The sequence below is a fragment of the Micromonospora sp. NPDC048935 genome (assembly GCF_043197875.1).
Classification (GTDB): domain Bacteria; phylum Actinomycetota; class Actinomycetes; order Mycobacteriales; family Micromonosporaceae; genus Micromonospora.
The window spans coordinates 75,677-93,305 of the sequence record NZ_JBICTZ010000013.1; the positions used below are offsets into that span (position 1 = coordinate 75,677).

The window sequence follows — 17,629 nt, forward strand, 5'->3', positions numbered from 1 at the left end:
CGGCATGGACACCCCCATTCCTGACTGGTTGAACCACATCTTGAACTTCTTCGTCGGCGCGACCTGGCCGACGGGCAGTGAGAGCGGAATGCGGGCCCACTCCGGGGAGTGGGAGCACCTTCGGGACGTTCTGGATGAGGCCCGGGAGACGCTCGTGGCGGAGCGTTCTCGGGTGCCGGTCGTGTTGAGCGGGAAGTTCGCCGACGGGGTCACGGAGTCGCTGGACAGCCTCGTCGATTATCTCGACGAGTTGCGGTCGACTGCGGACAGCATGCGGAAGGACCTGAAGAACGGTGCGGCCGAACTTCAGGAACAGAAGATCCTGCTGGTGGTGCAGTTGGCGCTGTTGGCCATCCAGTTGGCCTGGCTGATGGCATCGCTGTTCGGAGCGTTGGCGATCCCGCTGGTGGTTGGTGGCTTCCGCGCCGTCATCACCGCGATTCTCCGCAACCTCTTCGTCGAGGTCGGGCAGGAGATCGCCCAGGAGCCGCTGCTGATGATCGTGATCCAGGCGGCGCAGGATGCCGATGGGGTGCGGGAGGGCATCGACTGGAACGCGATCGAGAAGTCCCTGATTCAGACGGTGATCGCGGGTGCGGCCGCCGGTCTGACCAATTCCGCTGCCTCGGGTGCCGTCGACCGGGCGGCGCGGAGGATCGCCAAGGTCGACCGGGTGGGTGCCGACGGCACGCTCTACATCACCGATGGTGTGTTCCGGTCCGGTGCGCTCTTCACGAAGGGCGCGGCGCAGGCGGCTGTGGCGATGCCGGCCGATGTGGCCGGACAGGCTGCGGTGGGGGCACCGATCGAGTGGCGGTGGGGGACGGCGACCAGCGCTTTCGTCGGTGGCATGTACGAGGGCAACGCCGCCACTCCGGAGCAGTTGGCCGGCGGCCTCAATCTGCCGCACCTCAACGGGTACGACAAGGCGGCCCCTCTGGGCGGCGACGGGCAGCAGGGCGGTGGCGACTTCGGCGTCAACCACGAGAAGGAGGAACCGCCGACCGAACCACCCCCGTACTCCGTCGACGACGAGAACAACAGCGGTGTCGACTGGAACAACGAGAAGCTGGTCGGCGACGAGAAGAGTGACGCCGGGACCGGAGACACGTCGCCCGCCGCCGATGAGGTCCGGGAGTCCCTCCTCGGTGACAGCGGTGTCGGCACCGGCCGGGCCGCCGGGCTGGGCGCCGGCGCGTCGGGTGGGGCGGACTCGCAGGCGTCGACGGGCGTGGGGTCCGGTGGGTTGGGCTCTGGCGCGTCGGGTGGGGCGGACTCGCAGGCGTCGACGGGTGCGGGATCGGGCGGGCATTCGGCGGGTACCGCGGCAGGCACCGGCGTCGAGTCGACCAACGGCGGCGCGGGTGAGTCCGCTGATCGTGGGGCGGGGGTTGCCGATGGTGTGGCAGGTGGTGGGGTGGCAGACGGTGGTGTGGCAGGTGGGGGAGTGGCGGACGGCCGGGCGGCGGGTGGTGGGCTGGCGGACGGTGGTGTGGCAGGTGGGGGAGTGGCGGACGGCCGGGCGGCGGGTGGTGGGTTCGCGGACGGTGGTGTGGCAGGTGGTGGGGTGGCGGACGGTGGTGTGGGGCAGGGTGCCGGCAACTCCGCAGGCCAGGGCGGGGCGAATGTGGCCGGCGCGGTCGCGGGCACGCCAACCGGCGACAGTGTCGCCGGCCGGTCGGGCGGCGGGCTCGGCGACGGTTCGGTGGTCGGCTCGACCGAGGACGCCGCCCGCTCGTCGGGTGGCTTGCCGGCCGAGACCACGGGTGGTGGTCAATCCGGCGAGGTCGCGCAGAGGGACGGCGCTCGCGTCGCCGGTGACCAGATCACCGGCGGCCAGTCCGCGGCCGGAGTCCCGGAGACCGATGGTGCTGGTGGTGCTTCGCGGGGCGGTGTGGATTCGGGTTCGGAGCAGGCTGACGGTGGTGCTGGTGGTGCTTCGCGGGGTGGTGTGGGGTCGGGTTCGGGACAGGCCGACGGTGGCGTGGCGTCGCCGGGTGGTGTGGCGTCACCGGTGGGTGACGCGGGCGGTGCCCGAGGGGAGGGGCAGCAGCGCGCACAGGTAGGCGCGGGTCAGTCGCTCGACGGCGGCGCCACCCGATCGGGGCCTCCGACCACGGTGCTCGGGGGCGACGGCACCCATGGCGTCGACCGGGCGACCACGGACCCGGGCAGCTCAGCCGACCTGCGGACCGTCTCGGACCCAGATGTTCAGCAGACACCGGGATTCGCCACGGCACGGTCGGACGGGGCGGACCCAGCTCTGCCGCAGTCCACTGAGGCGTCGCCGGGCAGGAGCGATTCCCGCGGCGGCGATGTGGAGCGCCTGCTGGCGTCGTCGACCCAGGATGTGTCGCACGTGGTGGCGAACACCCGCGCCGCGTTCGAGGGTGCGCGCGACGCGATCATCGGCGCGCTCCAGGCGTCGCCGCCGGAGCGTGCCCCGGAGGTGGCGGCCGCCCGCGACGCCGTCCGGTCGATCCAGCAGTCACTGACGCACCTGGAGGAGTCGCTGCCGAGCCTGTCGAAGCAGCAGGCGAGGGCCGACATCGCGAGAGTGTTGACCGCCTACGACTCGGTGCACCAGCAGGTGCGCAGTGTCGCCGGCGCGGCGCTCCTGCCGTCGGTCGACACGCTTGTCGGCCCGAGTCGCCCGGAGGTGGTGGGCGGAGACCGCGCGGCCGTGCCGACTCCATCCGATCAACCGTCCCGTCCGGCTGCTGTCGACCGGGTCGAGCACCTGCCGGCAGCGGCGCACCCGCCGGCCGGTGAGCCGGCCAGTGAGCGGGCCGGCGAGCGGCCCAGCGAGTCGACCGGCGTGGCCCCGGTCGGGCAGGGGGAGGACGGGGTCGCCGCGGACCGGGGCGACGTGGATCGGCGGTTGTGGTCGGCGGTGGGCCAGTTGCCGCCCTGGGACAGGTCGGCGGACTGCGCCGACCGGGTCGCGGCGGTGCTGCGCCGGGTCGGTGTGCCGATCGTGGCCGAGGTGGATGGCCCGCGAGCCCGGGAGGTGGTGGCCCAGTCGCTGGGAGGCTGGTTCGGGCCGGCTGGTGGCGTCGGCCGGTTGGCGGGGTTGTCCGTTGGTGCGATGACGCCTGTGTGGTTGCCGCCGACGGCTAACGGCGAGGTGCCGGCGCACATGGCACTGGTGTGGCGTGCGTCCGAGTCACGGTTTGTGCTGGTGGAGACGCAGGGGGACGTCTCGCCGGACGGGTCCGACAGTCGGTTCGTCGATTTCGAGGTGAATCGCCCGCCGGGGGAGCTGCGGGGCGCGGTGCGGTTGGTGTCCGACGCCGACGGCGCGTTGCGGCAGGTGGACCTGACGAGCGGCGCCGTGCTTGCCGGCGCCGCCGAGTCGGCGCTGCCGACGCCTGGTGACCGGGTTGCGGACGCCCTCCTCGACCGGGCGCCGCAAACCCAGGAACCGGGCCTGATCGGCGGCGAGCTGGAGGGCTACGTCCGCATCGGAGCCCCGGTGCACCCCGCGACAAGCGACCAACAGGAGGCGTGGCTGGGCGAGACCATCGCCACGGTGCACTCACTGGGCCTGCAGGTCAAGGGCGAGACAAAATCCCCGGTGTACGGCCGCTACTCGGACCGCTGGTATCCGACTCTCGCTCACCTCCGGGCGGTCGAGGGGCGGCGTTACCAGGGCCACCGGCAGGAGCTGTGGCTTGCCGCCGAGGTGGTGTACGCGCCCGGTGCGGCGGTGCCGGGGGAGGAGGGAACCGTCGCCTTCACCGTGGCGCAATATCACGGCTTCGGGAAGGCGCTCCTGCGGTGGTTGCAGGACGCGGGACGCATCGGGCTGACGATGGGTGAGGCCCTGCAACCGTCCGCGGGCTGGCAACGAGAATATCTCGGCGACTGGCGCGACCAGGTCCCACCGGAGAGCCGCGACTACGCCGACGCGTTGTACCAGGCGCTACAGACCCCGGACAACGTCCAGGTCGAGCAGGGCATGGCCGACCAGATGCTCTTTCACCCGACCAACATCCATGGGCAGAACATCAACCTCCAGCTCTCCGCGGGTGGATCCCTGGCGGCGCTTCCCACCTTGATGAATTCCGCCCAGTGGGACGCGGCGGGGCTCGGCGTTGCCGCCGCCGGCATCGTCTCGGACGCGGTGGGGGTCGCCGACCGGTTTGCCAGGCGTCTGGTGGTCGACTTCATTCGCTCGCTCGCCCCTGGGCAGCCCCTCTCCCCGGCCGACATCGAGGACCTCACGCGGTTCGAGGAGCCGACGCAACTGCACGGAGCCCTCGTCCAGATCCTCACGAATGCGACAGGTGAGGTGATCGGGCCGATCGCCGGGTCCAATATCAGCAAGAACTCGGTGCTCCTGCTCAGCCGGCAGGACCTGATCCACTACGGTGCGAACCTGCTCCCGGTGGTGAATGACTACGTCAGCCGCAACATCCTGGACATCACCAACGGAATCGAGAACGCCTACCGGCAGGAGCAGCAGGGCCTCGGTAGTCACCCGGCCGAGCAACAGGGACTGTCCTGGATCGACGCCCGGTACCGGGTCTCCGGCACGGACCGCCGGTATTCGGTGCGACAGCTCATCCAGGAGGGGCTCACCGGCGTGCCGGTGGTGAACATCAGCCAGGGCGACCTCTTCGGAAAGCTGGCCAGCTTCCCCCCACACCCGTCGCCCGACGGCACGCGTGCGATCTTCGTGCTGGAGAAGCGGAACAACCGCGCGCACCAGGACGCCACCCCCGGGTTGCCGTACGACCCGTACACCACGCTCGACCGCACCGACGACTTTGTCGCCGACATGCTCGCCCTGACGAACGAGGCGCATGAGGTGGCCGAGCGTGCCCGGGCCCGCTCCGAGCAGTGGCCACCCACGGAGACCGCTCCGTTCGGTGGCGTCCAGGCGGCGGCACAGGCGTACGGCGCGGCGCACGGCCAGCTCACGCCGGTCCCAAACTCGGTGCTCAACGTGGACGAACAGGGCAACTACTGGCAGTCGACCGTGCAGGGTTGGGAACTGGTCGACAACCCGGATCCTGGTGGCTTCGCCCACAACCCCTGGGTGTACGCGCTGACGAGCGTGCAGACCAACTCCGTCGCCCGGGTAGATCATCTGGTGCCGGCGACGCTCGACGGCGTGCGGCGCGCCGCCCAGGAGGTCCTGGACCAGCTCGACGGGTTGACGGGTCGGATCGAGTCGGCGTTGCGGGAGGCGCTGACCGACCAGACCGTCCCGGCAAACGGCCCGGACCGCACCGAGCAGGTGGAGACGGCCAGGGCGGTCCTCGACGCGGCACGGCAAGGGCTCGCCGGTGTGGTCAGCTCGGACCAGAGCCGTTTGGGGCCGGCACGCGAGCACTTCCGCGACGCGCTGCTCCAGGTGGACCACGCCCGCTACGAGGTGAACCGGGCGACCGGCGCGGAGACCGTGCCGACTGTCGCACGCCTGCGGGGCGCGGCGACCGAGACAGTTGACACCGACGTGACCCCGCGATCGTCCGGCGCGCTGCCGACGTACACCGTGGGTATGGCCCGCGTCGACGACGCGGCGCAGCTGGTGGCGGCGCTGCCGGGCACCGGACAGGACATCGTGCAGGCGTTCGTGTCGCTGCGGGACGATCGGCTGGATGACATCAGGACCGCTCTGGGGCAGCCGGGCTCGTCGGCCGCCTTTTCCGCAGTCACCGCGTTCGGCCGGCGACTCTCCGCCCTGGAAGCGGGCCTCACCGGCATGTCCGAGCAGACGCTGAGGGCTGGCCTCGTCGACCTGGTGCGCGACTACCGGGTCGCCCAGGGCCAGTTGCTGGCGCTGACCGGTGACCGGGACCTGCTCCCGCCGGTCGAGGCGATGCTGGAGTCGCCGACCTCGGACGACGACACACCGACCGGCAAGGGGAAGGGCAAGGCGACATCGAACACCCGCGACGCCGGGGGACAGGGCTCGTCGGCGACCGGGGGCGGTGGGGTTGGCGGCCGGTCGGGTCCGGGCGGTGGCAAGGGCGCGGATGGTCAGGGCGGTGGGGTTGGCGGGCCGTCGGGTCCGGGCGGTGGCAAGGCCGCGGATAGCCGCGGCGGGGCCCGGGACGGCGGTGACGGATCCACCCCGGCCCCGCGTACTCCCGGGGCTGTCGCCGACCATCCCGAGGACGGCCGGCTCTACCCCAATCCGGAGATCAGCGCGATGCTCCGGGAGACCAAGCTGCTCCTGAGCTCGGTGCTCGAACCCGGGCAGCGGGACGCCCAACACGTCGCCGACAAGGCCGACAAGAGCCTCCGGGACCACCGGGACGAGGTACGGGCGGCGACGCAGACCAGGAACGACCTGACGAGTGCCGAACAGACGGTGCGGGACCGGCAGCAGCAGACGGATGCGGCGGTGCGGGCGCTACAGGTCAGCCAGGGCGAGGTGGACGCGGCAACGAAGGCGCTGGCGGACGCGACCGAGCAGCTCGCGCAGACCGAGCGGCAGCACGACGCCCTGCGGGAGACGCGTGCGGACGCCGAACGGGCCCGCGCCGAGGCCGAGGCCGACCGGGCCGCCGCGCGAGCCGAGATCACCAGGCTGGAGGACGAGCGGGACACGGCGCAGGACCGGTTGGAGGAGATCGAGGAACAGCTCGACAACAACCTCAGCCAGGAGCGCCTCGCGACGCTCGCCCCGGATGAGCGTACCGCCGGTCAGCGGCGGCGCATCCACCTCACCGCGGAACAGGCCCGGCTCAACGAACGGCTCGACGCGATCGTTGGGGAGGGTCGGCAACAGGGCGCCCGGGGCAGAGCGGCCGACGCCGCCCTGACCAGGGCCAGGGCCACGATCGCCACGACGGACAAGAGTCTGGAACCGGTGACGGCGAGCCTGCGCGAGCAGCGCGCCGCCCTGGACGGCGACGACGGCCTGCGGGCACGCCTGCGCCATGCCGAGGAGGAGCACACCAAGAACAGGGCCATCGCCCAGGCCGCCACGGCGAGCCGGGACGAGGCCGCCGCGCAACGGGATGTGTTGCGTACCGAGGTCGAGCGACTGCCCTCCGAGACGGACCTGGCGAACACCACGACCCGGCTGACCCGGGCGGCCCGGGACGCCGGCCTGGCGCGTGACACGGCCACGGCGCGGGCCGCTGATGCCCGCGCGGCCCTCGACGAGTGGCAGGGCATCGCCGACGAGCGGGAGTCGGACCTGACGATCTTCGGCGATCGTGACGAGGCCGAAGGCGACCGTAGCTACCTGAGTATCGGCGCCGAGGGCCTGATCACCGAGCAGGCCGCGGCTCGGATGCGGGAGCTGGCTATCGCTGCCGTCCGCCCGCTGGGGCGCTGGACTCAGGAGGCGGAGATCCAGGGCGACATCGCCCGCCTGACCACACCTGTGGCGTTGGTGGATGATCTGCCGTCCTCCACCGGGCGCAGCGGCTCGGTACAGGTGGTCGGAAGCGGCCGCCACGCGGTACGGCTGACGTTCCACTCGACGCTCACCCGACACGACGAGCGGGACCTCGCCTCGGACTACCCGCCGCCCCCGGTCAGCCAGGGTGAGAAGCGGCGCTTCTCGGATGTCTCCTCCACCAGTAGCCACAGCAACATCAACTATCGCGACCTGCCGCTGCCCATCCAGGAGTTCCTGGGTCTGGGGACGAGCGGCCCGCTGCGGGTGCTCAACGTGTCGGCGGTGCCCCGGCTGACCCACAACCGGCAGACCCGCACCGCCTTCGTCGAGACCGGCACCGGGCCGGCGACCATCGAGCGACTGCGGGAACCAGGACTGGCGCACTTCTACACCTGGGAGATGAGGGTCACGGCGGAGCCGGCGAGCCGCCCGCCCCGGCTGGTCACGCCGCCGGGGCGACCCACTCTCGACGATCCCGACGACCCCTGGCAGGACATCGAGGCCGACCCGGAGTCGAACAGCGTACGCGAGCGGTTGGTGGTGTTCTTTCCGCAGCACATCGCCGTGCCGGATCCTCCGGAGAACACCACAGTGGCCGACGACGTGGCTCTCGCCTCGTACCCGATGTCACTGGACACGCTGCACGACCCGACGGAGCTGCCGTTGCGCATCCTGAGCGAGCTGCCCGGTCTCATCGCGGAGGCACGCGCCCGGAGCAGGGCCGCCGGGGGCAGGAACGCCGGCGGTCGGCGCGACGGCCGTGCCACGCCGGCCGTGCGCTCGCCCCGCCGTGGTCGCCGGCTCGGTGCCCGGCGCGGGCACCGCGCGGGGCTGCTCAACACGAGGTCGCAGAAGCACGTGTTCAGCTTCGCCGGGCACGGCAACATGCACAACGTCTTCCAGCGGGTGCGCGACGGGGCTGCCTACAGCGGCCCGATCCACGACGCGAACGGCAGGCTGCTCGGCGTCCTACGCCTGACGGGAGTGCCGTTCAAGGACGACACCAGCCGTATCGTCAGCCGGGCCAGCGACAACTCGCTGGAGTTCCTGACCGAGGCGCAGCTGACCGAGCGGGGATCGGTCGTGCTGCGCAACGCTCTCGACCTGCCGGTCAGCGGAGGCGTGACACTCCTGAATCCGACCGAGGAGACCAAGACTCCCGGCACGTTCTTCTCGGGCGGCCCCTCGGTCACCCTCGGCCTGGGGACCGGTGTCACCATCGGCCACAACAGCGGGGCTGTCTCGTTCGTGGGCCGCGGGTTCCGGTCCGGCCGGGAACCCGACCCGACACGGCCCGGCATGGCACCCGACCCCACGGCCACCAAGGCGATCCGACGGGGCATGGTCGCCGACGTCGGCATGAGGTGGAAGCTCGAACTGATCACCGGCGGGAAGGAGCGGCACGCCGCGCCGCCCTCCCGCACGTGGTCCGGGAACTCCGCCGGCCATGGTGCCCGGGTGCGATACCTGCCGTACACGCTGCGCGACGCGGACAAGGTCCGTCACCCACCGCGCGGCGTCGTCGACGGTGACGGGCCCGGCATGGCGGTCTTCAAGAACTTCACAGTGGCCCCCCGGGGGACCGCCGCGGATCCGCGACCGGACCTGGACATGCAGGTGGAGGACTACCTGCGCAGGGAGGGGTACCTGCCGAAGACCGCGCCGGCCACCGAGCTGTTGGCGAAGAACCACAGGCGTCTGCTGGAGACCAGCTCCGGTGCGCACCGGATCGGCATGATCGGTGCCCTGCGCGGCACCGGCCTGTGGGTGCCATACGACAAGCTCACCGCCTCCGGGACGCACAGGAAATGGATCAGGTACGTCATCCCCGCCGACCAGGACCCGGAGGTGGGGTACGAGGGCCTCACCGACGAGCTCGGCGCCAACATGACAGTCGACTCGTTCTTCCGGCTGGACAGCTTCCGGTCGATGTTCCGGTCCAAACGCGCCGCGCTCGACGCCAACCTCAGCCTGCCGGTCCGGAAGTGGCTGAAGAACCTGCTGCCCGGCTGGACGAACTCGGTGCTCAGCGGCACCGTGATCGGCAAGACCTGGGAGAACACCACCTCCCTCGGGTACGGCCAGGTCCCCGGTCGGTCGGTGGTCCTGGACACCGAGCAGGACCAGGCGATGCACAAGTTCGTCCTCTCCACGAACCTTCGCGCCGAGGCCTACGACGAGGGCCACGACACACCGGACGAGACGTTCGCACCGGGGGACCAACCGATTTCCTACGAGGCGTGGGTGCCCGACATGCGGGTGCTGAGCGCACCCGCGCCCCGGCGTGAGCCGATCAGTCACCGGCCCCTGACCGACTTCGACCGAGCCATGCTGAGCGCCGGACCCAGCCTGCCGAACCTCGCGGGCATCGACGCCGTTCGCGGCAGCGCCGCGCTCGACAAGATGTTCGCGGAACTCGCCACGAGCCAGTTCGCCCCGCTACAGGAATGGCTCAGCAGCCTTCCAGACACACTCGTCGCACGGTGGTCGAAGCTGATCGGCAACAACCCCGGCTGGCCGACCACCCTGTCCGCGCACACCCGCCGGGTCTTCACCAGCGAGGAGCGGCTGCTGGCGGTGATGGACGTGGTGCTGCGCGGCGCGCACTCCTCGGAGCAGGCATTCGAGCCGGGCCTCCTCGCCGACGCGGAAGGCCGGCACGAGTTGCAGGCATACATCCACCAGGTGCCCCGGTACGTGCCACAGCCCCGGGACTACGAGCTCTACGTGGAGGACGGGATCCCGGTCACCGGCACCAGCGCGTTCACCCGGAGCCGGGAGGAGACGCGGTACCACAGTGGAGGCGCCAATGTGGTGCACCCCCATGGCAACGCGCCGAGTGCCACGTACCTCACCTCCACGCGTGAGCGGGTCAGCGAGACCAGGACGCTGGCGGGCACCGACTACCGGATCAACAACATCAGCGCCCGCGTCTACACGATCACCATCCCGGTCACGATGGTCGGCACCTTCACCGGGGCCTCCCGCAACCTGGTGAGCAGCCTCCGCTCACTCTTCGGCGGGATGTGGGAGGCCGCACTGCCGGCGACGGCGTCGGACAGCGCGATCGACGTCGAGGACGGCATCCAGGCGCTGGTCAGCATCCTCGACATGGCGACCATCTGGCGGGATCTCGAACGGTCCTGGCCCGACGTCGACGACTTCGCCGACACCGACGGCAGGCCGGCCGACTTCCAGCGGCCTGTCGACTTCATCGCGGGACTGCCCCCCGCGCTGCACGCCCAGGTCAAGGCCGCCCTCGACCTGTTGCCCCCCGAGCCGGGCGAGAAACCTGGCGCGGACGCCGTGTACCCACCACGACGGATCAGCCAGCGGTTGGGCCTGGGTGACACCTCGGTGCTGGACATCAGACTTCCCCCCGGTCGGGAGCTGCTGCACCACACGCTGCGCAGCCTGAGGGTGGACGCCGACGGCGCCACCGACCTGGGTTCCAACAGCTACTCGGCCGGGCTCTACGACTGGGTCACCCTGCACGCGTCGAGCATCGTGACGCGCGGCGACATTCGCCGGTACTTCAGCTCCGGGCCGTCCCGGCACCCGGTGGTGATCGCCCGGTTCCAACGCGCGATCACCCACCTGGGCGGCACCATGGTTGTCGACTACAAACTGCTCGCCCGCCCCGACCCACTGCACGACGAGCTGCGGCTGCACGGCCGGAAGATCCCCCACCAGATCGACCCCTCCACGACCGGTGCCGTCGACGAGAACGGTCGCCCCTTCGGTCCGGCACCCGCGCCGGAGTCCGACATGGAGATGCACGGGACCCACCTGGAGTCCCGGGGCAAGGCGACGCAACGGGTGAAGTCGCACACCGGTCGCCTCTCCGGCCCCGCGCACACGAGGGCGCAGCGGCACAGACCGGTGCGACTGATCGGGGGGACTCCGCAGATCGAGCTGTCTCGGCAGCGGAGCGAGGCCGACCTGGAACGGGACCGGCAGGAACCGCGGGTGATCACCAAGTCCAAGGGTGGGCTGGCCCGCATGTACTACCCCTTCGAGATCAGCGTCGACGTGCAGGTGCAGACACTGAATGATTGGCTGATGACGGCGATCACGCCGACCATCTTCTCCTGGGCGAAGTCGCTCTGGACCAATCCGGCCGGCGAGGCGGGCCAGCGGTCGTGGCTGAAGGCTGGCGCCGTGCTGGAGTTCATGGCGGCCGACGGTTCCACCCAGCCGCTGGTGCCGGACGGTACGGGACGCCCGCCCGCGGTCACGGTGTTGCTCGGCGACCCGGCGGGGCGGGAAACCCTGCACGGGGTCCGGATCAACCCGACCCCCCGAAACAACGAAGTGGGCGCATTCACCCTCGGCGTGCTCCGGTCCTTCCGTCCCACCGAGGGGTTGGGACCGGAGTTCCGGGTGAGCTGGTTCAGCGACCTCCCCAAGCTGCAGGAACTGGTGCTTGAGGTGCTTCCCGGCGTCAACCAGTGGGAGCTCACCGGGTTCGTGGACGGGGAGGTCGGTGGGGGCAACCTCTACTCGTTGCTCAAACGCGGCGGAGTCAAACAGACTTTCCCGAGCGGGGGCCTGGGCGTCGGTGTCGACGGCACGTTGACCATCAAGACGATCGCCGCGTCGCCCTGGCGGCTTCCCGCCGAACAGCACACGCCCAACCCCGGCGACCCCGATGTGCCTGTCGACTTCGTGCCGGGCCACGACACCAGAGCGGTGTTCGAGTACTTCCCGATCGTCGGCAAGGTCCTCACCTCCACCAGCCAGGTCGAGCAACGCGTGACCGTGGCGTTGGCCCCGCTCGTCTCGCTGAACCAGGGCGACGGGGTCCGGGCGGCGAGCAAGCCCACTGTCACGCCGCGCCAACTGGACTCCGGCGACGCGTCGGGCGACAGCGGCGGTGGCACCAGCTCGGCGGGTCGGCCGGAGTTCGGTGCGGCTCCGGGTGGCCAGAGCTTCATCAACTTCACCATCCTGGGCGTGTCGTTCATTGGCTCCGAGACCATCGGCGCAAGCACCCAACTGCGCTGGTCGGACCGGCGTGGCCGGCGTTTCGCGCCGGCCGAGACCGGCTCGCACGAGGAGAAGCACCCGGTCGTCCTGCGTCAACGTGACGTGCTTTTGGAGATCACCGGCGAGACCTCGACGGTGTCGAGTGTCGTCTGGGAGGGCATCGTCGACACCGTCCGCAACGCCGGCCAGGCCGTCGGCGACGCGGCCAAGTGGGTCGAGGATATGGCCGGCTTCGGCGGGTCCATCGACGCCCTCGCCGAGCGGATGAGCCCGGATGCCCCAGTGGGGAGCAAGACCACGCGGACCCGGCTGCTCGCCGGCACCGTGGAGACCCGGATTCCGTTCGCCCTGGTGGATCCCGGTCGGCAGGTCGATGCGGGCGTCTACCTGCCGGGCGCGGCCGACCGCGACACCCATGTGGACGCCATCGAGGGGCTGCGGGGTCACCCGGACGCGCCCATGGTGATCGGCCGTGGCATCACCGTGGACGGCACGACCACCATCGGCGGCCGGACGGCCGCGCAGGTCCTGGACACGTTGGAAACGGCGGGCGTCTCCCGGAGGTCGCCCCTGGTCGTGTTGGCCGGGACGGACCGGGCGTTCGTCGAGGAGCTGTCTCGCGGGTGGGTTGGTCCCGTTTTCGCCAACCGGCATGTCGTGGTCGACAAGGACGGCCAGGTGCTCGGCTACACCGACGAGGAGGTCCGCGAGGGCCTGCGAGCGGCGCGCAACTGGGAGGAGTTCCAGGGTGGGCGGTTCCGCAAGGCGCTTCCCTCGCACAACCTTGCCGACGTGCTGGCCGACCGGTACGGTGCCGACACCCGACCGCCGGCTCCGGTCCGTACGGAGTCGCAGCCGGTGTCCCTGACGGCACCGTCGGCCAGCCGGCCGCTACCGCCCGACCACCAGCCGTACGAGGGCGCACGCAAAGCCGACGGTGTCGGGAAGCCCAGGGGCATCCTGAAGGCCGGCGGCAGCCCGAAGACCGGCAGCAGCGGGAAGGCCGGCAGCAGCCCGAAGGCCAGCGACAGCGGGAACGCCGATGGTGCGGGGCAGCGCCGGAGGGTGCACTGGGCCCCATCGGTGGATTCCAGCGCGGCGGCTGCCGGCCCGTCCACCGGTTCCCCCACCGGCCCCGCCACCCCCCGGCCGGGGGGTGGCGACCTGGCCGGTGCGACGCCTGCCGACCGCAGCGGGTGGACCGAGGTCGGTCCACCCCGGGTGGCGAGCGAGGTGCTGACCAGGCACCCCTATCTGCGCGGAGACGTCACGGACCCCACCAACCCGCGGACCGACTGCGTCTTCGCGTCCATCGTGACGGACCTGCGGATACGCACGCGAGGTCAGGGCTCCTTCGTCGTCCCGGAGTCGGTGGCGACCGAGGTGGGCGTGCTGTCCTGGTACGCCGGGCACCCACTGCGGGACGTCACGGGCTTCGACGCGATCACCGAGGCGATGCGCAACGCAACGGACGGCGCCGCCGGCATCGTCATCGTCAACGGCGCCGACGGCGAGGTGGCGCACGCGTTCAACGTGTTCCGCGACGACGACGGCGAGGCCACCTACTGGGACGACCAGACTCGCCAGCCCGCGACGGCACCCCCGGATCCGTCCCGAATCCGGTTCGTGGCCACCACCGAGGGCGTACCCGATCCGGCCGCACCGCCGGCCGCACCGCCGGCCTCGCCGCCAGCGGCGGACACCGCCGCGGTCCTGGCGGGGACGTCGGCCGGGGAAGGGCCCGCCGCGCCGGCCCAGTGGCCGGACGACGGGTTCGTCAACAATCCCGACGAGTTCCGGGCCGTCGAAGACGACGTGCGCCACCGTCTCGACGTGGGTGACGATCCCCTCCCGTACCGCACTCGTGGCGTGCTGTCCGGCCTCGCGCCCGGCGCGGACGCCGCGCTGACCCTGACCCTCGGCCTCGACCCGGCGGATCCGGCACGCACGTTGGTCGACGGCGTCGCCGTGGCGGCGCGGCTGCGTCGACCGGGGAACGTCACGGTCGCGCCCGACGGCAGCACCGTCACGATGCGGATCACCGACGACTCCGCGGACACCTGGACCGACCTGCGGGAGCTGGTCCGCCACCTGCGCTCCGTCGGCGTACGACAGGTGCACGGCGGCATCGAGGCCGCCCTCGACTCCACCGGCGACACGCAGGGCCTGGCCACGCTCGTCGACGGGTACGCGGCCGAGTGGGGCGTGCTGCTGGCGGCGGCGGCCGATCCGCACGCGGCGCCCGGTGCCCTCCTGCTCACGCCGGACGCGATCACCGCGCGGATGCCCGCCGCGCGGCTGGACCTCGGCACCATCCAGGCGCAACTCGCCCTGCTGGTGGCGGTGCGGGCCGTGGACCGCACCTCGATCGTGGCACCGCCGGGTCCCAGTGCCGTTGCCCGCCCGTCCGCCGCACGTGCCCTGATCGACCAGGTCGGGTCCGGCCCGGCACACCGACGTGACCTGGCCCGGCTGTTCCACCTCGGCGGCCGGGTCAGCCGCGACGACGAGACGCGGTCGGGGGCGGCGCCCGTACCCCTGGAGGGGTCTCCGGCCCTGACCGGTGACGGCCTGCGTCGGTTGTTCGGCGAGGTCGTCGCCGCGGGTCGCGTCGTCGACCCGGCCGGTCGGGTGACGGTGGCGGACTGTCTCGCGGTGGTGCGGGCGCTGGTGTCGCGGCTGTTTCCGGGTGGCCCCCTGGCGCATGCGGTCCGGGTGCCCCGGACGAGGGACGACTCGGATCTTGGTCGGCCGGCGGAGGCGTGGTTGGGGGATCGACGGGACTGGGAGCGGTTCGACGGCTGGGACGGGCTGACGGCGCGGCTGGGCGCGGACGACCTCGGCCGGCGTTCGGTGGCGGTGGTGTTGGTGGAGCGGACGCGGTCGGGGTTCGGGCACGTGTACGCCGCGTACCACACGGCGGACGAGGGTGTCCTGTGGCTGAACCTGACCGATCCGGGTGCGGTGCCGCGGGTGGGCGCGCCGCAGGAGACACCGGGAGAGTACGACGCGGATGTGCACGCCCGTGCGCTGGTGATCGGTCCGGACGGGGTGGTCCGCGGCGGCGGCACCTCCCGGCCGCCGCTGGCCGAGGCCCTGCTCGACCCGGTCGCCAGCAGGGGGTATCGCGGCGGCGGTCTGGAGGGTGAACGCACCATGCCGATGGACCTCCACGCCAACGACTCGGAGCAGGAGTCATCGGACGGCATTCTCGCCCGTGCCCGCGACGGCAGCTTCCACATCGAGGTGGAGCACAAGGAGCTGCGCTATGCGGCCGAGGAGGCCGAGGACGGCGAGCCCTGCGGGTACCTGCTCCCCGGCGACCCGGCCAGCGGCGACCCGTTGTGGGTCGCCATGCCCGAGTTGGTCACCGGGATCATCAGCAACCTGCCCGGCGAGCAGGGCCGGATCGAGGACACCGAGGACTTCTGGCGGCAGTTGCAGGAGTTGGAGGACCGGTTCGAGGCGGTCCAGGGGGCACCGGGCCTGCCCACTGTCGCCCTGCCCGCGACTCTCGCCTCCGCCGAGGTGGCGGCCGCGCCGTTGGCCAGCGGGACGATCGGCCCGCCGCCGCGCGGCGACGCCGGTGGTTGGCACTGGCACATCTCGATCGGTACGCCGGTCGAGGGCCTGGGGCGGTTCCTGGCGCACGTCGCGCAGCGCACCTGGCGCGACAGTTCCGTCACCTTCGAGTCAGCCCCGCTCGGCCTGCTCGCCTACCGCGCGAAGGAGAACCTGCAGGATGGGCTCGACTTCGGCGAACGCGAGGCAGCGCACTTCCTGCGGCACTTCACCGAGGCGGGCCGGGTGCCCAACGCTCGGGTGCTCGACGCGGTGAAGGGCGTGCTCGCGCTGGCGTACGCGCACACGGCCGGGGCCGCCGAATACCTGCTCGCCCCGATGAGCCTGACCAAGGCGCACGTCGCCGCCCTGTCCCGGCCCGCGTTGGGCCTGTACGTACGACAGTTGCCCTGGTGGGCGCGGCTCTACCTGAGCGATCAGGCGGACGTGATCCACAACCGCTTCGCGCGGTTCTACCTCGACCACAACGACGGCTACCTGGACGAGCTCGGAGCCGTGGCGGGCGCGCGGGTCGGTGTGCGGCTGTCGAGCCGTCAACAGCCCTGGACCGCGTCCCGCGCCGCACCACTGATGTCGCCGATGATGTACCTGCTCTCGGCGCTGCACGGGAAACTGGTCAACCAGCAGCACGTGTTCCCCGGGATGACGACGCACGACCAGCTCGACACGGCCGACGGCAGCCTTTCGGTCGAGCTCGCAGTGGTGGAGGTGCGGTCGTACGGGGCCCGCCGGGGCACTGTCGCGCAGGCCCGCGTGTGGTACCAGGAACTCGCCGCGCAGGCTCGCGACCTGTACCTGGAGGTGAAGGACCTGTCACCGCTGCGGGACGAACCGCTGCCGGAGCCCGGACCAACCACCACCGCGCAGGCGAGCCCGGTCACGGCACCGCTCTTCGAAGCCGTCAGCCTAGCCCTCGCCGCCGACCTGCCGGGCGCGCTCGACGCGCTCGAACCGGCCCGCCGACACCTGACGGTCAGACAGCGGGCCCAGTGGGCCAGGCAGCTGACGTCGCTGAACCACACGCGGATCGGGGCGGACAACCCGGGAGCCGGACGTCCGTTGCTGGGTCTCGCCGCCGAGATCGCGATGCCGCTGATCAGCATCTGGCTGGGCGCGACCAGCTGGGAAACCGCGATGCGGGAGTGGCAACCACTCAACGACGTCCTCGCCGTCGACGGCGGCCGGCAGCTGGTTCCCTTCGTGCAGGAGAATCTCCTGCCGGACGAGTTCGACGACCTCCCCTGGCAGACGGTCGGCGGCGGCGGCGAGACCGCGCGTCAGGCCGCGGCCACCGTCATCGACCTCGCCAGTGCGGGCATCGGGGACGAGGCGCTGGCGCTGCTCGCCGCCGACGGTGCCGAGGCCCGCCGGGACGCGCTGCGCGACCTGGTGACCAAGGCCGACCCGGATGATTACGACCGGCTGCGCCCGCTGATCGAGGTGGCCGCCCCGCCCGCGGCCGACGTCGCGATGCTGACGGCGCTCGGTCACGCCGCCAGGAACGACGTCGACGCGGCAGCGCTGACCATCGAGCAGACGCGGCACCAACTCGACTTCGCGTCCCGGACCTACTGGACCCGTCAGCTCAGCCAGCTGGCGGAGCGCGGCGACTTCGGTCTCCCCGCGACGGACCGGCTGATCCGGCTTATCGTCCACGCACCGGAGACACCGTGAACGACTCGGGGCCGCGTC

At 71.6% G+C, this 17,629-nt stretch carries 1 protein-coding gene; it reads left to right on the forward strand.

Going from position 1 to position 17,629, the window contains the following annotated elements; all coding sequences use genetic code 11:
* Positions 1–4: 4 nt before the first annotated feature.
* Entirely contained in the window at positions 5–17,611 is a 17,607-nt protein-coding gene (locus tag ACGFIW_RS28880) for a toxin glutamine deamidase domain-containing protein (RefSeq protein WP_393322214.1), read from the forward strand.
* The last annotated feature ends 18 nt before the right edge of the window (positions 17,612–17,629 follow it).